At 53.8% G+C, this 21,163-nt stretch carries 16 protein-coding genes and 4 pseudogenes; 7 read left to right on the top strand and 13 right to left on the bottom strand.

Annotated features, from left to right (window positions below; genetic code table 11):
- The first annotated feature begins 100 nt into the window (after positions 1–100).
- The 3 pseudogenes from ppdD (at position 101) to hofC (ending at position 2,917) form a co-directional block, all read left to right on the top strand.
- A pseudogene (ppdD, locus tag AACL06_RS07030) lies at positions 101–539 on the top strand (prepilin peptidase-dependent pilin).
- 59 nt (positions 540–598) lie between these two features.
- Positions 599–1,723 (top strand): annotated as a pseudogene (locus tag AACL06_RS07025) (ATPase, T2SS/T4P/T4SS family).
- A pseudogene (gene hofC / locus AACL06_RS07020) lies at positions 1,707–2,917 on the top strand (protein transport protein HofC). The pseudogenes AACL06_RS07025 and hofC overlap by 17 nt, the downstream one beginning before the upstream one ends.
- A 57-nt stretch (positions 2,918–2,974) precedes the next feature.
- On the opposite strand, the pseudogene AACL06_RS07015 reads toward hofC, so the two are convergent.
- A pseudogene (locus AACL06_RS07015) lies at positions 2,975–3,949 on the bottom strand (IMP dehydrogenase).
- A 371-nt stretch (positions 3,950–4,320) separates the two neighbouring features.
- Here AACL06_RS07015 and coaE point away from each other — a divergent pair.
- From coaE to yacG, 3 genes are read left to right on the top strand one after another with little or no spacing between them, the layout of a single operon-like run.
- Positions 4,321–4,935 carry a dephospho-CoA kinase gene (coaE, locus tag AACL06_RS07010; protein ID WP_339036588.1) on the top strand — a complete coding sequence of 205 codons (615 nt, stop codon included), beginning with the start codon at positions 4,321–4,323 and terminating at the stop codon, positions 4,933–4,935.
- A gap of 5 nt (positions 4,936–4,940) precedes the next feature.
- The gene (gene zapD / locus AACL06_RS07005) at positions 4,941–5,693 is read left to right on the top strand and encodes a cell division protein ZapD (protein WP_339036587.1); all 753 of its coding nucleotides are present in this window, start codon (positions 4,941–4,943) and stop codon (positions 5,691–5,693) included.
- Positions 5,694–5,742: 49 nt separating this feature from the next.
- On the top strand, positions 5,743–5,922 hold the full coding sequence (gene yacG, locus AACL06_RS07000; RefSeq protein ID WP_339036586.1) for a DNA gyrase inhibitor YacG: 180 nt from the start codon (positions 5,743–5,745) through the stop codon (positions 5,920–5,922).
- A 177-nt stretch (positions 5,923–6,099) separates the two neighbouring features.
- On the opposite strand, the gene mutT is transcribed toward yacG, so the two are convergent.
- The 3 genes from mutT to secM form a co-directional block, all read right to left on the bottom strand.
- Positions 6,100–6,510 carry an 8-oxo-dGTP diphosphatase MutT gene (gene mutT, locus AACL06_RS06995; protein ID WP_339038336.1) on the bottom strand — a complete coding sequence of 137 codons (411 nt, stop codon included), beginning with the start codon at positions 6,508–6,510 and terminating at the stop codon, positions 6,100–6,102.
- 263 nt (positions 6,511–6,773) lie between these two features.
- A complete protein-coding gene (secA, locus tag AACL06_RS06990) occupies positions 6,774–9,485 on the bottom strand; it encodes a preprotein translocase subunit SecA (RefSeq protein ID WP_339036585.1) in 2,712 nt (903 codons plus the stop codon).
- Between the two features lie 82 nt (positions 9,486–9,567).
- Positions 9,568–10,101, bottom strand: a complete 534-nt coding sequence (secM, locus tag AACL06_RS06985; RefSeq protein ID WP_339036584.1) for a secA translation cis-regulator SecM — start codon at positions 10,099–10,101, stop codon at positions 9,568–9,570.
- A gap of 25 nt (positions 10,102–10,126) precedes the next feature.
- Between secM and AACL06_RS06980 the strand changes: the two genes are divergently transcribed.
- A complete protein-coding gene (locus AACL06_RS06980) occupies positions 10,127–10,633 on the top strand; it encodes a DUF721 domain-containing protein (protein WP_339036583.1) in 507 nt (168 codons plus the stop codon).
- A gap of 129 nt (positions 10,634–10,762) precedes the next feature.
- Here AACL06_RS06980 and lpxC read toward each other — a convergent pair whose 3' ends face one another.
- From lpxC to murD, 9 genes are all read right to left on the bottom strand, one after another.
- On the bottom strand, positions 10,763–11,680 hold the full coding sequence (gene lpxC, locus AACL06_RS06975; protein ID WP_339038334.1) for a UDP-3-O-acyl-N-acetylglucosamine deacetylase: 918 nt from the start codon (positions 11,678–11,680) through the stop codon (positions 10,763–10,765).
- Between the two features lie 103 nt (positions 11,681–11,783).
- On the bottom strand, positions 11,784–12,935 hold the full coding sequence (ftsZ, locus tag AACL06_RS06970) for a cell division protein FtsZ (RefSeq protein WP_339036582.1): 1,152 nt from the start codon (positions 12,933–12,935) through the stop codon (positions 11,784–11,786).
- Positions 12,936–13,009: 74 nt separating this feature from the next.
- Positions 13,010–14,266, bottom strand: a complete 1,257-nt coding sequence (gene ftsA, locus AACL06_RS06965; RefSeq protein ID WP_339036581.1) for a cell division protein FtsA — start codon at positions 14,264–14,266, stop codon at positions 13,010–13,012.
- 2 nt (positions 14,267–14,268) lie between these two features.
- The gene (gene ftsQ, locus AACL06_RS06960) at positions 14,269–15,114 is read right to left on the bottom strand and encodes a cell division protein FtsQ (RefSeq protein WP_339036580.1); all 846 of its coding nucleotides are present in this window, start codon (positions 15,112–15,114) and stop codon (positions 14,269–14,271) included.
- 1 nt (position 15,115) lies between these two features.
- Complete coding sequence (locus AACL06_RS06955; protein ID WP_339036579.1) at positions 15,116–16,036, bottom strand: D-alanine--D-alanine ligase; 921 nt, start codon at positions 16,034–16,036, stop codon at positions 15,116–15,118.
- A complete protein-coding gene (gene murC / locus AACL06_RS06950) occupies positions 16,029–17,504 on the bottom strand; it encodes a UDP-N-acetylmuramate--L-alanine ligase (RefSeq protein ID WP_339036578.1) in 1,476 nt (491 codons plus the stop codon). Before murC ends, AACL06_RS06955 begins: the two co-directional genes overlap by 8 nt.
- Positions 17,505–17,583: 79 nt before the next feature.
- Complete coding sequence (gene murG / locus AACL06_RS06945; protein WP_339036577.1) at positions 17,584–18,648, bottom strand: undecaprenyldiphospho-muramoylpentapeptide beta-N-acetylglucosaminyltransferase; 1,065 nt, start codon at positions 18,646–18,648, stop codon at positions 17,584–17,586.
- Between the two features lie 2 nt (positions 18,649–18,650).
- Positions 18,651–19,847, bottom strand: coding sequence for a cell division protein FtsW (gene ftsW / locus AACL06_RS06940; RefSeq protein WP_339036576.1), 1,197 nt, complete (start codon positions 19,845–19,847; stop codon positions 18,651–18,653).
- A complete protein-coding gene (murD, locus tag AACL06_RS06935) occupies positions 19,844–21,163 on the bottom strand; it encodes a UDP-N-acetylmuramoyl-L-alanine--D-glutamate ligase (RefSeq protein ID WP_339036575.1) in 1,320 nt (439 codons plus the stop codon). The genes ftsW and murD overlap by 4 nt, the downstream gene beginning before the upstream one ends.

Below are 21,163 nucleotides of genomic sequence, written 5' to 3'. Positions count from 1 at the left end.
ATCCTGCTGCAACCGCGCCAACTTGTATCAGAAGCACGCCGGGAAATGCGCCATTGTCTCAACTAACCTGCCCTCCATACTGACATGGAGGAAAAAACAAATGGAATCACAACGCGGTTTTACCCTGATTGAACTGATGGTGGTGATTGCTATTATCGCCATATTGAGCGCCATTGGCATTCCCGCCTACCAAGGTTACATTCAGAAAGCAGCGCTGGCCGACATGTTGCAGGTGATCACACCCTATAAAATGGCCGTAGAATTGTGCCTACTGGACGACGGTGTGCCAACCGACTGCAACGTCGGCAGCAAGGGCATTCCTACCAATGGCTCCTCGCGGCTACGTCAGCAAGGTGCAAGTCAGCCGGGGGGTGATCACCCTCACTGGCGCTCAGACGCTGCTGGGGTTAAAAGTGGCGCTGACAACCACGCAAAATCCCGGTGGACAAACTCGCTGGACTCGCCTATGCACCAGCGAAAAAGCCAATCTGGCCAAGGTATGCCAGGATGTCTTCCACTTCGACACCGCCGCAGAGTAACGGTGATGGATGAGGCGATCAGCGAAGAAGTTCAGACCCTTTGTCATCGCTATTAAGCGCTGGCACTCAGCAAAAACCACACCACCCTGACAGTCGAGCTCAGCGAGGAGGCACTCCAGGGGTTGCTGGCGGCGCTGCGTTTCGCCACGGGCAAGCGCATACACCTGGAGCCGTGGCCAGCAGCCTGGTTTGAGCTAGGCATTGAATCAGCGCCAACGACAGGTTGAACCGCCAGCATAAGCCACTGCGGAGTATCAACTCGATACCGCTTCCCTTGACGACGACAGCGATGCACCTCTGGTGCAGTTTATCAACCAAACGTTGCATATACCCATTCATAGCCGTGCCTCAGACGTTCACTTTGAGCCTTATCAACAGCGTTTTCGCGTCTGCTTGCGCATCGACGGCGTTTTGCAGGCCAGTGCATCACCGCCGCCTGAGTTGTCCACACGGCTGAGCACCAGGCTGAAGATTATCGGGCAGTTAGATATTGCCGAACGCCGGGTGCCGCAAGATGGGCAGTTCAGCCTGTGGCTGGATAAAGCCCGTTATTCGATGCGCATCGCTACGCTAACAACGGTGCACGGTGAAAAAGTGGTATTGCGCATTCTGCCATCCGAGCAGCAGGGGATGAGCCAGGCAGCACTGGCGTGCTATACGGCGGCACTGCCTGGTCACCGGCCCAACTGGCAGCGGAAAAACGGTAACGTTATACAGCGGCCTGCGTCAATTGAATGACACGCAGAGCAACTTGTGCAGCGTCGATGACCCGATCGAGATCCCGCTATTTGGTGTCAATCAAACCCAGGTCAACATCAAAACCGAACTGAGCTTATCACGGGTGTTACGCACCCTGCTGCGGCAAGATCCCGACGTCATCATGATCGGTGAAATACACGATCGGGAAACTGCCGAGATCGCCGTTAAGGCTGCACAGACTGGCTCTTTTGTATTATCGACGCTGCATACCAACTCCACCGGCGAAACCCTGTGACCATTACACCGGAGGTGCAATCGGTCTGCTGGAGAACGCCTCCCCACGCCAACTGGCAGACATCGCCTGTCTTCAGTGGCATATAACGTTGCTCCAGTCTGGGCTGGCTCTGGTTGCCAAAGGAGTCACCTCGCTAGAAGAGCTGTATCGCGTGGTAGATATCACCACAGAAGGTGGAGAACAGCCTTGAAGGCTCACGTTTGTTCCTCTGGCAAGCCATTAATGCTCAGGGTGAAGTGCTGTGTGGTGCGCTGATTAGCAGCGAAAAAAAGCAAGTCTGCCGCCAACTCATTGAACAGGGGCTACAGCCCTGCAGGATCACGCACGGTAAACGCATCACACCCAGACAATTGCGTGGCGATCCACTAATCCACTTCACTCGTCAGCTCGCAACCTTGCTACAAGCGGGTCTGCCTCTGGTCAACGCACTGCAACTTCTGGCTGCGGAACATCCTTCCCCCCCTGGCGCTGCTTGTTGCAGTAGGTGAGCGAACGGGTGCAGCAAGGACACCCTTTTTCAGAGGTTATTGCCTAACAGCAGGCCGTCTTCCCGCTGATTTACCGACAACTGATCGCTATCGGTGAACTGACCGGGCATCTGGATCATTGCTGCTTGCAACTGGCGCAACAACAGGAATCCCAGTAAAAGCTGCACAACAAGGTGGTTAAGGCACTACGCTATCCCTTGTTCGTTTGCACGATAGCGCTGCTGGTCAGTGTGCTGATGCTGGTGATGGTATTACCGGAATTCGCTGAAGTTTATCAGTCTTTCGATGCGCCACTACCGGGATTTACCCAAGGGCTACTGCGCTTATCCACCCTATTAATCAGCATAGGGCCATATTTTGCCCTGCTGCTGGGTAGTGCGATCTTTGGTTATTGTCGCTGGTTGCACCCACAGCCGCATTGGCGCCGCCGCGAGCAGGCAACTCAACTGCTGCTACCGCTGGTAGCCCGGTTGATCGAGGGAAAGTGTGTTAAGCCAAATATTTCGCATCCTAGCTATGACCCAGCAAGCGGGATTGACGCTGTTGGAAGGGCTGAATGCAGCGGCGCTGGCGGTGGACAACCTGTTTTATCGGCAAGCGCTAGAACAAGTGCAGCGCGAGATCGCTCAAGGGGAAAGGTTTCACAAAGCCTTAAGTCATAAGCCACTGTTTCCGGCACTTTGCCAGCAATTGGTACGGGTGGGTAAATAATCCGTCTCGTTAGACAGTCTGCTCGACAAGCTGGCACAGTGTCATGAACAGCCAACGCGGAACTGAGCGAGACGCTGGCGCAGACGTTAGAACCTCTGCTAATGCTCGTGGTTGGCGGGATAGTCGGCGCGCTAGTGATCGCCATGTACCTGCCAATCTTTCAATTGGAGAACGTATTGAGGTGAACCGATGAGGACAGCGGACGCCAGCCAACTGCGTCCGCTGTCGGGACTTGGTGTGCGTTACTTTATGCCGAAAATGCGGTTTTCTTGCTCAGACACGCGGATAAATGTGGTGCGTTTGTCAGTGCCTTCAAGCGTTCCGTGCCAACATAGGTAAAGGCGGAACGCAAACCATCAAGGATATCGCGCATGGTGTACTCAACTTCACTACGCAGCGGCAATTTAACGGTTTTTCCTTCCGCCGCACGGTAATCAGCCACCCCGCCTGCATGCCGTTTCATCGCCGACTCGGAACTCATACCGTAGAACAGAATGAACATCTCGCCATTTTCTTCTACCACGGTGCCCTCACATTCATCGTGACCACCCAGCATCACGAAGTCAGCACCACCGCCAAAGGCTTTGGCCACGTCGCCAGGCACCGAACAACCACCGTCGCTGACGATCTGGCCACCAAGGCCGTGAGCCTCATCTGCAAAGTCGATCACTGCAGATAGCTGCGGATAGCCCACACCGGTGTTCACCCAGTTGGTACACACCGAACCTTGGGCAATACCGACTTTAATCATATCGGCATCGGATAGGAGCATTTCTTCCACCATTTCACCAGTGACCACGTTGCCCCGGCACAAATCACATTGTTCGGACAAGCCTCACGCGCCTTCTATAAGAAGGCGACGAAAGACTCCTAGTAGATTTTGGCGCTGTCTCCGGCACTGAGGTGCCAGTGGAAACCATCACATGAAGCAATGCCAACTTAGGCACGCGCTGTATAAAAGCCGCCTATTGCTCGACGCTGTAATGTTTGTGCACCGCAGTGAGAACATCAAAAGAAGCCAGAACCTCTGCCATGCGGAAGGTACCGACAGTATCCATATTGGCGGCGATAATCGGCACATCTGACCAGCGACTACCTGAATGTTTGAAGTTGAACTGGCGCTCCAGTCCAGCTTCAGAACGGCTTTTCAACGTGGAGAGCTTAGGACGGATCAGCACATCTTTAAAGCCTAATTTCACATCTTCTTCAATACGCATGACTAATGATTCCCTGATTTATGGCACCATATCGCAGGAAGATATTCGACCCTATACCCTATACATTTCACGTTGCGGCTAGCTCGCGACGCTTTGGTTTGTAAAGGCAATAAGTAGATTAACGCCAGTTCCAGTGAGACTATCATACGCGCTAATAAATACCGGAAAAGACTGCGACTATACGTTTATTTATGCCACAATCTGACAAATTAACCTGCGCATCAGCCGTCTGACTTCTCGCTATTTTTTTCCTTCTCCAACTGCGCTTCTTATCGCCATGATAGTGCAGATACCGCCTGCTGACTTGCACTTCTGCACGATCGCTTTATGATTCGTTTATATTTTTACGAATTTCGGATACCCCTAACATCATGGCCTACATTGTTGCGTTAACCGGGAGTATTGGCAGCGGCAAATCGACCGTAGCAAACACCTTTGCGCGTCACGGCGTAGCCGTAGTCGATGCTGACGTGATTGCCCAGCAAGTTGTCAAGCTGGGCACCCCAGCCCTAGCAAAGATTGCTGAACGTTTTGGTAATGAAATATTGCTGGCGAGCGGTGCATTAAATCGTACGGTGCTGCGCCAGAGGATCTTCAGCCAGCCTGATGGCAAAATCTGGCTGAATCAATTGTTGCATCCGCTGATCCGTCAGGAAACCCAACGCCAGTTAGCGCAGGCTACTAGCCCTTATGCCCTGTGGGTGGTGCCGCTGCTGGTAGAAAATAGCCTACAGGATCGTGCCGATCGAGTCTTAGTGATCGATGTCAACACAGAAACTCAACTAGCTAGAACCGTGGCGCGTGACGGTATCAGCCGCCAACAGGTACAGGATATTCTTTCCGCGCAGGCCACACGCGAGCAGCGTTTGGCCATTGCAGATGACATTATTGACAACAGCGGCATCGCTCTGGAAATAGAGCTATTAGTCGATGCACTGCATCGTCGTTACCTTGAACTGGCGGCATCAGCGCCCCAACAGGATTAAACTGCATGAGTGATGTTTCCACAAGCGTTCTCTTTGAACATCCACTGAATGAAAAAATGCGTACCTGGCTGCGTATCGAGTTCTTATTGCAGCAGTTGTACGGCCAACAAGCTTTGAGCGAAACCGCCATCGCTCTAACCTTCTTCCGCACCCTATCCGATCTACTGGAAGTACTGGAACGCGGTGAAGTACGCACCGAACTGCTGAAGGAGTTGGAACACCAGCAGCAGAAACTGCTGACCTGGGTCGATGTGCCGGGCGTCGACATGCCGCTAATCGACCAACTGCGTAACCAACTTAAAGCGCGGGCTGCGGCACTGATGGCGGCACCGCGTCTCGGCAAGGCATTGCGCGAAGACAGGCTGATTAGCCTGGTGCTACAACGCCTGAGCATTCCCGGTGGTTGCTGTAGCTTCGATCTGCCGACCCTGCATATGTGGATGCACGCGCCCCAACAGTATCGCGATGTCGATATCGTTAATTGGTTGCAGACGCTCGCACCGCTAAATCAGGCGCTAACCATGGCGCTGGATTTGATCCGTCAAACAGGGTCGTTTCGCAAAAAAATAAGCCTGAACGGTTTCTTCCAGGGTAATGCCGAAGGGGCAGATTTGCTGCGCCTGAGCATCAACCTGACACAACAATTCTACCCGCAAATATCTGGTCACAAGACCCGCTACGCTATTCGCTTCCTGTCGTTAGATAATGAGGATAGTGTGGTGCCTGAACGTTTGGCCTTTGAATTGGCCTGTTGCTGAATAATTGACATAAAATCCATTCAGATGTGGCAAGGGGTAAAGAACCGTTATGACGTCCGTAGTAAAATGCCCAACCTGTGGCAATGACGTGGTATGGGGTGAGACCAGCCCCCACCGCCCGTTCTGCTGCGAACGTTGCCAATTGATCGATCTTGGCGAGTGGGCCGATGAAGAGAAACTCATTCGGAGCAATGACGATCTGTCGGAAAGTGACGACTGGAGTGAGTGATAAATCGATCGGATGCCGCAAAGCGGCATTACGCAGGGAAAAAGTCACAGAGATGTGATTTCTACCCGATTTAAATGCTGCTTGCAGCGACTCTGAAAGGGTGAGATGCATGGCTGAAACCCAGTAACTATCGCTGATTTTCCCCTATCGGGTCAGTGTTAACCTAGGCTGTCTGCTTTATTGCGATTGCGCAGTGTTGGCCTGTTCCACAAATAATTCTACCATGTGGATGTTGGCTTGTGGGAATTCTTCCTCACGCAGGTCTGCCTGTTTAACCCAGCGCACTGGCTGGCCTTCACGGCGAAAAGGTTCGCCCATCCAGCTTTCTACCAGATAAAAATGCAGCGTGAAGATACAATCGCTGAAGCGATGCTCCAACACCTCCAGCAACGTTGCCTGTTCAGTTTCGATACCCGTCTCTTCGCGCAACTCGCGGTTCAGCGCTTGCTCCGGCGTTTCGCCTTGTTCAATTTTGCCGCCGGGAAACTCCCAGAAATTTGCCATGTGTACATCAGCGGCGCGGCGGGTAATAAAGATTTTCTGCTGAGCGTTACGGATAATGCCCACAGCGACGTTCAGATATTTGATCACACCCTCTAGATTGAGGCCAAAAAACAGGGGTTCAGCAAGCTGATCACATGGGTGCTATCGGTTCTCCCATACTTCAAGCCGCATCTTTGTTGTCTACGTTTGCTCGCCCCAGTCACTGACTTGAGTCAGTGACTGGGGATTAATAAACCTCATTCCTGAGGTCCAGTGCAAGCACTGTTCAAATCGGTTTTTGACCGATTTGTCACTCAGTTGCCGTCTCGATGCTACTCGAATTATTTTGGGCATAAACGCGGCCCGGCTTACTTGTGCAGACGGCCATGGCATTGTTTGAATTTTTTGCCGGAACCACAGGGGCAAGGATCGTTGCGGCCAACTTTGCGTTCAGCGATCACCGGTATGTTAGCAACATCAGTGACCAAGGCGTTCTCTTCGTAATGGCTGAGCCGTTGCTGCTGCGCCAGACGCTCAGCTTCTTCACGGCGCTGCTGCTCCAGCGCCTCAACTTCTTCCAGCATCCGCACCTGCACCTTGCTCAGCACACTGATCACTTCGTATTTCAGCGATTCCAGCATGGTAGCAAACATGTTGAAGGATTCGCGCTTGTACTCTTGCTTAGGATCCTTTTGTGCATAACCGCGCAGGTGAATGCCTTGACGCAGATAGTCCATCGCCGCCAGGTGCTCTTTCCACAGGGAATCCAGCGTTTGCAGCATCACGCCCTTTTCGAAGTTGCGCATCATCTCGCTGGTAACCACGTCTTCCTTGTGCAAATACTGTTGCTTAACATTCTCCAGGATACGCTCACACAGCGTTTCTTCGTGCAGCTCAGGCTCTTTGTTCAGCCATTCGGCGATGGGCATTTCCAGGTCGAAATCGTTTTTCAGGGTTTCTTCTAACCCTTTAATATCCCACTCTTCTTCCAGCGATTGCGGCGTTATGTAGTTATCAATGGTACTCTTGAACACGTCCTCACGGATGCTGGCGATGGTTTCACTAACGTCAGACACATTCAACAGTTCGTTACGCTGGCTGTAGATGGCGCGGCGCTGATCGTTGGCGACATCGTCATATTCCAGCAGTTGCTTGCGGATATCAAAGTTGCGGCTTTCCACTTTACGCTGGGCATTGGCGATCGCCTTGGTCACCCATGGGTGTTCAATCGCTTCGCCCTCTTTCATGCCCAGTTTGCGCATCATGCCAGAAACGCGGTCCGACGCAAAGATGCGCATCAGGGCATCTTCCATCGATAAGTAAAAACGGGATGAGCCGGCGTCACCTTGACGGCCAGAACGGCCACGTAGCTGGTTATCGATACGGCGTGATTCATGGCGCTCAGTGCCGATAATGTGCAGGCCACCCGCTGCCAGTACCGCATCGTGACCTACTTGCCAGGCATCCTTGATTGCAGCGATTTGATCTTTGGTCGGTTCTTCCAACTGAGCAACTCCCGCCTGCCAATTGCCGCCTAATACAATATCAGTGCCACGACCCGCCATGTTGGTGGCGATGGTTACCGAGCCGCTCTGACCGGCCTGTGCCACTATGTCCGCTTCCATAGCATGGAATTTAGCGTTAAGTACTTTGTGGTCGATGCCTTCTTTGGTCAGTTCGCGGGAGACCACCTCGGATTTTTCGATCGAGATGGTCCCCACCAACACCGGCTGGCCGTTGGCGGTGCGCTCGCGGATATCATCAATGATCGCGCCAATCTTCTCCATCTCGGTCAAGTAAACCAGATCCGGCATGTCTTTACGGATCATTGGACGGTTGGTTGGCACCACAATGGTATCCAGCTTGTAGATAGAGCTAAATTCAAAGGCTTCGGTGTCGGCAGTACCGGTCATGCCCGCCAGCTTTTCGTATAGGCGGAAGTAGTTCTGGAAGGTGATGGCGGCCAGTGTCTGGTTCTCATTCTGGATCGCCACGCCCTCTTTGGCTTCTACTGCCTGGTGCAGGCCATCTGACCAGCGGCGGCCCTGCATGGTGCGGCCAGTGTGTTCATCAACGATGATCACTTCCCCGTCTTTAACGATGTAGTCAACATCGCGGTTGTATAACACATGGGCGCGCAGCGCGGCGGTGATATGGTGCATCAGCATGATGTTTGTCGTAGAGTACAGTGACTCACCTGCTTCCATAATGCCAGCTTCTACCAGCATTTCTTCGATCAAAATCAGGCCACGTTCGGTCAGGTGTACCTGACGCGCTTTTTCATCGACTGAGAAGTGACCTTCGCCCTGGAAGGAGTCAGAGTCTTCTTTTTCCTGACGGATCAGTTTAGGGATCAGTGTATTAACCCTGATGTACATCTCGGAGCTATCTTCAGCAGGCCCGGAGATAATCAGCGGTGTACGCGCTTCATCGATCAGGATAGAATCCACCTCATCCACCAGTGCATAGTGCAATTCGCGCTGAACCCGTTCCTCCGGGCTAAACGCAATGTTGTCACGCAGGTAGTCAAAGCCGTATTCGTTGTTAGTGCCGTAGGTGATATCTGCGGCGTAAGCTTCACGCTTTGCCAGTGCCGACATGCCAGGCAAGTTGATGCCAGTGCTCAGGCCGAGAAATTCGAACAACGGGCGGTTTTTTTCGGCGTCACGTTGCGCCAGATAATCGTTGACGGTCACCACATGTACACCGCGACCACCCAGGGCATTCAAATATGCAGGCAGGGTGGCGGTCAGGGTTTTACCTTCACCGGTACGCATCTCAGCAATGCAGCGGTCATTCAGCACCATACCGCCCAACAGTTGTACATCGAAGTGACGCATACCGAATACACGCTTACTCGCCTCACGCACTACGGCAAACGCTTCCGGGATCAGGTTTTCCAACACCTCGCCTTTTTCCAGACGCGCGCGGAATTCGTTGGTTTTGGCTCTCAGTTCATCATCGGACAATTTCTCTATGTCCGGTTCCCTATGGTTGATCTGCTCAACCACTTTGCGCATGCGGCGCAGCGTGCGATCGTTACGGCTACCAAAAACTTTGGTCAATAATTTTACTAACATGATGTTTGATATCTCTGTCATGACAGCTCAAAGTGGCCGTCAACTTGCTGTATTTTATGTTTTTGTCGCCTAATTGGCAAAGTCAGCCGAGAACGCCAGGCCCGGCGAGAATGCCCAGCACCTGCGCCAGCCACAGTCCGGTTTGGTGCAGGGCCAGTGCGGGCAGCACGTTATAATGAATGTAACGAATGATGGTCGGCTGCTTCGGTTCATGTGTCAGCAACGCGTTGAGGGTGGAAAGCAGCGCCAACTGTGCCACCTGTGACTGAGGTTCTACCGCTTCAGTTTCGTTTTCCTGCCCCCGCATATACACCGTCTGCCGTGCCAATGCGAAAGAAGGGTAACGAATGATAGTGCGTAGCGCATGCTGGTGCCAATAGTCAAAGCTAAATGCCGGGCGGCTGCGTGCTTCCTGCAACAGCCCCAGTCTGTTATAAGCACCGCTGGCTGAGTTTTGGCGATTAAAGTTAGAGGAGGTACTCGGCAGCGCAGCCGGATCGGTCTTGCCGGCTAAGCTTGAAGGTATGCCAAGTGTGGCCGCAACCATCCCTAGCAGGAGACGGGGCCAGAAATAACGTCTGCCAAATTGTCGCCAACGATTTAGAATACAGATCACGAGATTACAATCCGCCGGAGCCATTATGCGCGATAGCCGTCCACAATTATTAGATGTCCTGTTCGACGACGCTCTCACCGCAGACAAAGCGCCGCTGCATAAAGTCCAGCAACACGCGCTGGCACTGCTCAAGCTTAACCGTGCAGTGAAGAGCTTGTTACCCGCTCAACTACATTCTTGGTGCCGCGTCGCGAACGTCCGACAAGGTATTTTAGTGTTAGAAGCGGCAAATGCCAGTTGGATGATGCGCTTGCGCTACGAACAACCCATGTTGCTCTCTACACTACGAGCGCAAATTCTACCATCATTGTCGTCAATCAACATTAGGATTAATCCAGGCTTGATGGCGAATGGGGAGCATCGGGTTAAAAACACGCAGCAAGCCGCACCATTAAGACGTTATCTGAGCCAGGAAAGCGCTAGGGCAGTGATGGGATTGGCGAACCACAGCCCGGAGAAGCTGCGCAAGATATTAGAAAGACTGGCTGCATTGGCCGGAGAGAGCAGCAGCGCAACCCGTCATGATAAGTAGCCAACGATACGGCATTGGGCCCGCCAGACCACCCACAGCCAATATTCACATCGTCGGGGGCATGAATTGCCAGGCCCTCGCGAGTCAGTCAGTGGTTACCTGCTCTGCCGGTATCCCAACAACGGCGATTTACGCCAATACAGTGGACGGTGCCTGGAATGCCAACGGCATTTCCTCTTCATCCTGGAAAGTAACGTATTCCCACGCTTCCTGCCTAGCCAACACTGCCTGCAACAGTTTGTTGTTCAACGCATGGCCTGACTTGTACGCAGTGAACTCACCAATGATGTTGTGGCCGCACATGAATAAGTCGCCGATAACGTCCAACATTTTGTGACGTACAAATTCATCTTCGAAACGCAGGCCGTCTTCGTTCAGTACGCGGTAATCATCCACCACGATGACGCAGTCGAAGCTACCGCCCAAGGCCAAACCGCGAGACTGGAGATATTCGATATTATGCATAAAACCAAAGGTACGCGCACGGCTGATCTGACGCACAAACGAGTCGGCCGAGAAATCAAGGAGATAACGTTGCGCACTGGCGTCGATAGCCGGGTGGTTGAAGTCAATAGTGAAATCCAGACGGAACCCGTTATGCGCAGACAGCTCCGCCCACTTGTCGCCATCTTCAACACGCACGCGGTCTTTCAGACGCAGGAATTTCTTCGCGGAGTTCAGTTCTTCAATGCCAGCATCTAGCAACAGGAACACAAACGGACTGGCGCTGCCGTCCATGATGGGGATTTCGGCGGCGTCAACATCAATAATGATATTGTCGATGCCAAGCCCGGCCAATGCAGCGTTAAGGTGTTCAACGGTAGAGATACGCACGTCATGCTCATTCACCAGACAAGTACAAAGCATGGTATCACGCACGGATTTTGCATCAGCCGGAAAATCAACTGGTGGATTCAAGTCAGTGCGACGATAGATGACCCCGGTATTCGCCGACGCGGGGCGCATTGTCAGCGTGACTTTCTTGCCGGTATGCAAACCGACGCCTGTCGCCTGAACAATACGTTTTAATGTCCTTTGTTTGATCATCGTTTTATCTCGCAATGTTATTCCATCCTACCGACCAAGCCTATAGCATAGCCAGCGGAATAGTTTAGCACAAAGAGCTGAGGTTCCAAATTTTCAGGATATTTTAATCCGCCTGCTTACGCAGGAAAGCAGGAATATCAAGATAGTCTGGCTCTTTATTCGGCTGTATAGCCTGATCGTTAACCACCTTAGCCGGTTTCACTTCCTGCGGCAACAGTGACATGCCTGGCTGGTGATAGCGAGGATCCAACACGGGCTGGCTGGCCTGTTTGTTGGTCACCAGGGTGATTTCAGGACGTTTGTCCATACCTATACCCGTTGCCACCACGGTGACACGCAGTTCATCGTTCATCTCCGGGTCCAGCGAAGTACCTATAACCACAGTGGCGTTGTCGGAAGCGAAGGCACGAATGGTGTTACCCACGGTTTCGAACTCATCCAAACGCAGATCGAAGCCAGCCGTGATGTTGACCAGCACGCCGCGAGCGCCGGACAAGTCGATATCTTCTAGCAGTGGGCTGGATATCGCCATTTCGGCTGCTTCTTCAGCACGGTCTTCACCACAGGCAATACCGGAACCCATCATCGCGTAGCCCATTTCGGACATTACGGTACGCACATCAGCAAAGTCGACGTTCATCAGACCTGGGCGGGTGATCAGTTCGGCGATCCCCTGCACCGCACCTTTCAGCACGTCGTTGGCCGCGCCGAACGCGTCTAGCAGGGAAATGCCACGACCCAAAACTTTCAACAGTTTATCGTTCGGGATGGTGATCAGAGAGTCCACATGTTTGGACAATTCGGCGATGCCCTGCTCAGCAAACGCCATACGTTTTTTGCCTTCAAAATTGAACGGCTTGGTCACCACGGCCACGGTTAGAATACCCAGATCCTTAGCCACTTCAGCCACCACTGGGGCTGCACCAGTCCCTGTACCGCCCCCCATACCCGCTGCGATGAACACCATATCTGCGCCATCCAGTGCGGTGCGCAGGGCTTCACGATCCTCTTCCGCTGAATTACGGCCCACCTCCGGGTTCGCACCCGCCCCAAGACCTTTGGTGATAGCACTGCCAATCTGGATAGTTTGGCCAACTGCCGTTTTACGAAGCGCCTGAGCGTCTGTATTAACGGCAAAGAATTCAACACCTTCGATGTGCTCGCGCACCATGTGTTCAACGGCGTTGCCACCGCCACCGCCGACGCCGATGACTTTAATCACCGCGTCATTTGTTAGTTCCATTGGTTCAAACATAGTTTCTCTCCGTTTTCTGCCTGTCGCTGCAAGATCATGAAAAGATGGCTCAGCATGATCTCTTTGTTAAGATATTAAAATTCTTTTCTCAGCCAGCTATTGATGAGTTTAAACCAATTGCCCACCGAGGTGCGTTTTTCTACCTCTGCCTCACTATTCAGGTAATATTCTTTTCCATAGTGCAGCAGACCTACCGCCGTAGAGTAGTAAGGTTCCTGCGCATAATCCGTTAGACCTGTGATGTTCAAGGGTTGGCCAACGCGTACCTGGGTGTGGAACACCCGTTGCGCACAGGCTGCCAAGCCATCAATATCGGCGGCACCGCCGGTCAGCACAATACCCGCTGCCAGATGATGCTTTACCCCTTGCTGACGCAATTGCTCCTGCAATTGCAAAATTTCATCATTAACCAGATTCAACAATTCGGTGTAGCGTGGCTCGATGACTTCAGCCAGTGTCTGTCTTTGCAGACTGCGCGGAGGACGCCCCCCAACACTAGGCACCTCTACACTCTCATCTTTGCTCACAACCGACCCAAGCGCACAGCCGTGGCGAACTTTGATAGCCTCCGCATCGGTCGGCGGTGTGCCAAAGGCGTAGGCAATATCACTGGTGACTACGTTCCCGGCGTAGGGGATCACTTTGGTGTGGCGTAGCGCACCACCGGTGTACACCGCCATATCCATGGTGCCGCCCCCGATATCCACTACACAGACACCCAGTTCGCGCTCATCTTCAGTCAGTACCGCATAGCTGGCGGCCAAACCGGCAAAAATAAGTTGGTCAACTTTCAAACCGCAACGTTCTACGGCTTTGACAATGTTCTTCGCCATATCATTATGGCAGGTGATCAGGTGCACCTTGGCCTGCATGCGCACACCAGACAGCCCGACCGGGTTCTTGATGCCTTCCTGATAGTCGATGGCGTATTCCTGAGGGATCACATGCAAGATGCGGTTTTCATCGCGGACACGCACAGATTTAGCGGTATGCACCACGTTTTCCACATCTTCCTGAGTCACTTCCTCTTCTGAGATAGGAACCATCCCTATTTCGTTTTGGCAACTGATATGTTTCCCCGATAATGCGAGGTAAACTGAAGAAATTTGGCAATCCGCCATCAGTTCGGCCTCATCAATCGCACGCTGTACGCACTTCACTACCGACTCCAGATCGTTGACGCCGCCCTTATCCATACCACGCGACGGGCAACCTCCTACCCCGATAATATTAACCATGCCATCGGGCAGAATTTCTCCCACCAGTGCGGAGACTTTTGCAGTCCCGATCTCCAGTCCAACTACCAGTTTTCTGTCCGTTGACTTGATCATTGTTATTTTGCCTGTGCCTGATTCTGTTGCTGATTACTGTTGTGCTGAGCCTCAACCGCTTGCGAGTCTATGAGCAACGGCACCCAACCTACCGAGGCACCAGATTCATAGCGCAAATCGACATAACTGACGCGCTTGCTTTCCGCCTTAGCCTGCTGCTGAAATAGCGGATAAAGCTCGATAAACCGCTGTAGACGACCTGTGCGTTCATCACGCCCCAGTTCCAACCGAGCGTTATTATCCAAAGCCAACTGCCAGGAATGGCGTGCGCTCATCGCTACCATTTTTAGCGTATATTTGCTGGCAGCTAACATGCTGCTCATGGCATGGTAACCCTCCAGCACCTCCTTTTCGCAGCCTTCCGGGCCGTAGAGCAGCGGCAATATCTGTTTGCCCACCCACTCTGTTGGTTCGCTGAACGATGTGCCATCAGCATCCACCCTGTGCAAATCATTCCAGCGCGCTACCGGCACATACTCCACCAGGTGGATTTTCAGTTCATCCGGCCATTGCTTACGCACGCTAACCTGCTTGATCCATGGCAGTCGCTCAATCTGCTGCTGGATGACATCGACATCCTGCGTCATAAACGTCCCTGGTGCGCCCAGTGCCAGGATTATCTGGCGGATATCATCATTGGTGGTGTAATCACGTTCCCCGGTTACCACCAGCCGCGAAAGCGGCTGGTTGCTGGCGTCTTTCATCCAGCTAATCACCGCCCAACCGCTCCATAGGCTCGTTCCTAGCACCATCAGCAGGAAGATCATCCCCGCCAATTGGGTTCCATTGCTGCGGCGCGAGTTGCTTCCCACTTCGCGATCGAGCGCATTCAGAGCAGCGTGCGGCATATCACTCGGCCAACGCCAAAATTCTCGTTACCAATTGCGAGAAGCTTAGTCCAAACTGGCGCGCTGCCATCGGCACCAGGCTATTATTGGTCATGCCGGGAGATGTATTCATCTCAAGCAGATAGAAGCTGCCATCGCTATCCTGCATCAGGTCTATACGACCCCAGCCACGACAGTCCAGCGCGCGGTAGGCGCGTAGCGCCAGCGCTGCCATCTCGGCTTCTTGTTCCGCGCTCAGGCCGCTTGGGCAAAAGTACTGGGTATTACCCGAGATGTACTTAGCCTGGTAATCGTAGAACATACCTGCGGGCTGAATGCGGATCGACGGCAGAACTTGATCTCCCAGCATCGCCACAGTATATTCCGGGCCGCTCAGCCACTGTTCCACCAGCACTTTGTCGTCATGACGAAAAGCCTCTTCCAGCGCTACCTCAAGTGCGCTGCTTTCGCTAACCTTACTCATACCGACGCTGGAGCCTTCGCGGCTAGGTTTGACGATCAACGGAAAGCCTAGCGAAGCGAGGCGATCTAGTAGCGCTGCTTTTTCATCGTCAGCGTACTCCATACGATTTAGCACCACATAAGGTGCTACCGGCAACCCCATCGACTGCCACAGCATTTTGCTACGCCATTTGTCGATGCCCAGCGCTGACGCCATCACGCCGCTACCGGTATAAGGCAATTCAAGGAACTCTAGCAGCCCCTGTATGGTGCCATCCTCACCGCCACGGCCGTGCAGCGAAATAAATACTTTATTAAACCTCTGCGCTTTTAACTGGATCACCGGGAAGTCACGCGGGTCAATGCCATGGGAGTCGATACCGCCTTCTCGTAGCCCGGCTAATACGGCAGCACCGGATTGCAGTGAGATTTCACGTTCAGCGGAAGTGCCCCCTAACAGTACAGCAACTTTATCAGCCATGATATTCTTCCTCTTTTTTCTGTGGTTGCAATTTCACTTCAGCCAATTTTCTGGCGATTTTACCTACATTTCCGGCACCTTGCATCAGCACCAAATCATCGGCCTGTAACAGTTGTGCCAAGATTTCCGGCACGCTGTCAGCATCGGAAACCAAAATCGGGTCCAGCTTGCCGCGGGTGCGGATAGTACGGCACAACGCACGACTGTCCGCACCCGGGATTGGCGTTTCACCCGCAGCGTATACCTCAAGCATCAGCAGCATATCTACCTGCGACAGCACGTTAGCAAAATCGTCGTACAAGTCACGGGTACGCGTATAGCGATGAGGCTGGAAAATCATCACTAAGCGTTTGTTCGGCCAACCGGCGCGTACTGCTTGCAGCGTGGCATCCACTTCAGTGGGATGATGACCGTAATCGTCCACCAGCATTGCGCTGCCTGCTTTGCCGTTGACCGTAGCCAGCGGGAACTCTCCAAGGAAGTCGAAGCGACGCCCTGTGCCTTGAAAACTCGCCAACGCGCGCAAAATATCTTCGTCGTCAATGCCTTCTTCGGTCGCTACCGCCGCCGCCGCCGCCGCGTTCAGCGCATTGTGGCGACCCGGTGCATTGAGGGTCACCGTTATCAGTGGCTTGTCCTGTCGGCTCAGAGTAAAACACCCCTGCGCACCTAGCTGACGGTAATTTTCTATGCGTACGTCAGCATCGTCACTAAAGCCGTAAGTGGTGATGTGGCGACCTACGCATGGCAATAACTCCCGTACTACCGGATCATCAATGCACATCACCGCACGGCCGTAGAACGGCAGGTTGTGCAAGAAATTGATAAAGGTCTGCTTCAGGTTTTCAAAATCACCCTGGTAAGTGTCCATATGGTCAGCTTCAATGTTGGTTATGATCGCCACCATCGGCTGTAGATGCAGGAACGATGCATCACTCTCATCCGCTTCTGCAATCAGGAAACGGCTGGAGCCTAAACGCGCATGGGTTCCCGCCGCTTTCACCAACCCGCCGTTGACAAAGGTCGGATCCAGGTCGGCTTCGGCATAAATACTTGATACCATCGCCGTGGTGGTGGTCTTGCCGTGCGTACCGGCGACAGCAATGCAATGGCGAAAACGCATTAATTCGGCCAGCATCTCGGCACGACGGATCACCGGGATGCGTGCTTCACGGGCGGCGACAATCTCCGGGTTATCGGCGGAGATTGCGCTAGACACCACCACCACGCTCGCATCCAGCACATTTTCCGTGCGGTGATTAAAGTAAATCGTCGCTCCGAGCGCACTCAACTGTTGGGTTACCTGGTTCGGTGCCAGGTCGGAGCCGCTGATCTGATAACCTTCGTTAGCCAACACTTCGGCGATACCTCCCATGCCAGCACCACCGATGCCGACAAAGTGAATGTGCCGGACGCGTCGCATCTCAGGCACTATAGTACGTAGTTTCGCCAATTGTTGTGTATTCATCACTCTCTCTAATCCAGGTTCGGCTTGCCGGCCCCTTATTGACTCTTTAATTCAGATCCGGCGTACCGAACCTGTGCATTTATTTGGCGGCTCGTATCAGTTCCGCCGCCACACGCTCTGTGGCGTCAGGAATGGCCACCGAGCGTGCCTTTTCGGCCATCGCCAACAACATCGGGCGATGCCAACTCGCCAACAGTTCGCACACCGTATCAGCGTTGAACTGTGGCTGTTCGATAATCTTCGCCGCGCCGGCTTCTTCCAGTGGGAGGGCGTTCCAGTACTGCTGACGATCCTGATGCTGGAACGGCACAAAAATCGCCGGCAGACCCGCTACGGCAACCTCGCTGACGGTCAGCGCGCCGGAACGGCACACTACCACGTCAGCCCAAGCGTAGGCGCCGGCCATATCATCAATAAATTCGGTCACTTTATGCTGCGTCTGCCCTGCCCTCTCGTAGTCGCGCAGCCCCCTCTCCAGAGCGCCTTTACCTACCTGATGCCAGAGCGTGATGCTATCGCCCAAGCGCGCCGCGATTTCAGGCACTGTCTGGTTAAGCACCTGCGCGCCCTGACTCCCACCAATCACTAGCACGCGGATGGGGCCTTCTCGTCCTTGCAGGCGTTCAGTTGGCAATGGCAGAGCCAGCACATCACGGCGTAACGGGTTACCCACCACCTCAGCGTTCGGGAGCGCACCGGGAAAAGCCTGCAATACCGTTTTAGCAATACGCGCCAGCCAGCGGTTGGTCAAACCAGCGATGCCGTTCTGCTCCTGCAGTACTACTGGGATGCCGCAAAGCCAAGCCGCCAAGCCACCGGGGCCGGAAACATACCCCCCCATGCCCAGCACTACGTCCGGCTGGAAGCGGCGCATGATTAGCTGTGCCTGCCGTACCGCCTGCCAGATGCGCAGCGGTGCGCTCAGCTGAGCCTTCAGCCCTTTACCACGTAGGCCGGAAATACGGATAAAATCAATCTCAATGCCGTGCCTCGGCACCAGATCGGCTTCCATTCGGTCTGCGGTGCCAAGCCAACGCACCTGCCAGCCCTGCGCCATTAGATGATGCGCAACCGCCAGCCCTGGGAACACATGCCCACCGGTACCGCCTGCCATCACCATTAAACGCTTAGGTTTCCCGCTCATCCTTACCTCTTCACAAATGCCTGGGCTTTGGCCAGGCGCGTTTCATAATCAATACGCAACAACAGCACGATCGCTGTCGACATAATCAGCAGGCTCGAACCGCCATAGCTAATCAGCGGCAACGTCAAACCTTTGGTCGGTAACAGGCAAGCTGCAGCACCGACGTTAACCAGTGCCTGGAAGCTGAACCACACGCCAATCGAGCAAGCCAGGAAGCCGGAAAATCGTTGATCACTCGCCAAGGCGCGGCGACCGATCGACATCGCGCGAAAAGCGACGAAGAATACCATCAGCAAGGTTGAAACCACACCGATATAGCCCAGTTCTTCACCTAAAATCGAGAAAATGAAGTCAGTATGCGCCTCTGGCAAATATTCCAATTTATGCACCGAGTTGCCTAGCCCTTGCCCCCATAATTCGCCACGGCCAAACGCCATTAACGACTGGGTCAGTTGGTAGCCGCTGCCAAACTGATCCGCCCAGGGGTTCCAGAACGATGTCACACGGCGCATACGGTAAGGTTCGGCAATAATCAGCAGCACCCCGGCGAACACGCCAGAGCCGATAATCGCCAGGAACTGCCATATCTTCGCCCCTGCCAGGAACAACATCGCCAAGGTAGTGATAAACAGCACCACCACTGTGCCAAGATCTGGCTGTGCCAACAGCAGCACTGCCAACACCACCATCACCGCCATCGGCTTGTAGAAGCCCCAAAAGTTGCGGCGCACCTCTTCAACCTTGCGCACCAGATAGCTCGCCAGATAGCAGAATAGCGATAGCTTGGACAACTCCGCTGGCTGAATGTGCAACGGGCCTAGCGCGATCCAGCGCGACGCCCCGTTTAATGAGCGGCCGACCACCAGCACGATCAGTAACATCACCATCGACATCAACAACATCACGCTGCTGTAACGCTGCCAAACGTCCATCGGGATACGCAACGTCACCATCGATAGGCCAAAGGCTAGGCCGAGATACAATGCGTCACGCTTGGCGAACAGGAAAGGATCGTCCGCCAGACGCTGGCCGATCGGCATTGAAGCCGATGTCACCATCACAAAGCCGATAATCGACAAGCCAAACGTCAGCCACAGTAGTGTGCTGTCGTAAATCACATTGGCAGAATCGTCGCGTAATCCCGCCGCCCAGTTTTTTACCCCTTCTCTCAGCCCAAAGTTCGGCAGGCGTAGTCTCATCCGCCAAGCTCCTGTGCCAAGCGGACGAAACTATCACCACGCACTTCAAAATTACGGAACTGATCACGGCTGGCGCACGCCGGTGACAACAACACAATATCACCAGGTTGTACCCGACAGGCGATGTCGCGCATCGCCTGTTCCAGGGTTTCGGTCAAGGTGGCTACCGCTGGACGCAGCTGCACCAACTGTGCGCCGTCGCGGCCAAAACAGTACAGACGCACATTGTCGCCTTGCAGATAGCGCACCAGCGGGGAAAAATCAGCTGACTTGCCGTCACCACCCAGCAGCAGATGCAGCGTACCCTTCACTTGCAAACCCTTCAGCGCCGCTTCGGTACTACCAACGTTGGTGGCTTTGGAATCGTTTATCCAGCGCACGCCATTGCATTCCCACACCCACTGAAAACGGTGCGGCAGGCCGGTGAAGGTAGTCAGTGCCTTCAGACTGGAGGCACGCGGGATATTGACGGCATCAGCCAGCGCCATTGCCGCCAGGGCATTGGTGTAGTTATGACGGCCAGTCAGCTTCATCTCGCGGCTATTCAGCACTTTATCACCACGCACCCGTAACCAGGTTTCGCCTTGCTGACAGTTAAGGTGGTAGTCGCCCATATCCACACCGAAGCTGACGCAGCGTGCGTCAGTACCACGCACCGGCAGGGTCAATGCGTCGTTGGTATTCACTACGCAAACACCCGCGTTCTCATAAACACGCAATTTGGCCACGCGATATTGCTGTAAACCAAACGGATAGCGATCCATATGATCTTCGGTGACATTCAGCACGGTCGCCGCTGCCGCCCGCAGGCTATAGGTGGTTTCCAGTTGGAAGCTCGATAGCTCCAGCACGTACAGTTGGCATTCCTGACGCAGCAAGCTCAACGTCGGCAGGCCGATATTGCCGCCAATGCCCACTGCCCAGCTAGCGGCCTTCGCCATCTCACCCACCAAGGTGGTAACGGTGCTTTTGCCATTGGAGCCGGTGATCGCCACGATGGGTGCCTGTGCTTCGCGACAGAATAGTTCAACATCGCCGACGATTTCCACGCAGGCGTCTGCGGCGGCGCTCAACGTCGGCGTCGCCAGCGCAAAGCCTGGGCTGGCGACGATCAAATCCGCCGCAAGCAGCCAGTCCTGACGCAGGCTGCCTAGGTGGCGTTCTAAGCTTCCAGGCAACGTATCCAGCCCTGGCGGTGAGACGCGGGTATCCATAACGCGTGGCATAATGCCGCGCGCCATAAAGAAATCAACACAGGCCAGCCCAGTAAGCCCCAACCCAATGATGACGACTTTTTTACCCTGATAATCTGCCAT

Origin of the sequence: Serratia symbiotica (Periphyllus acericola) (genome assembly GCF_964019515.1) — a bacterium.
In the GTDB taxonomy this organism is placed as follows: Bacteria; Pseudomonadota; Gammaproteobacteria; order Enterobacterales; family Enterobacteriaceae; genus Serratia; species Serratia symbiotica_D.
This window is presented reverse-complemented; position numbering and strand designations above follow the sequence as displayed.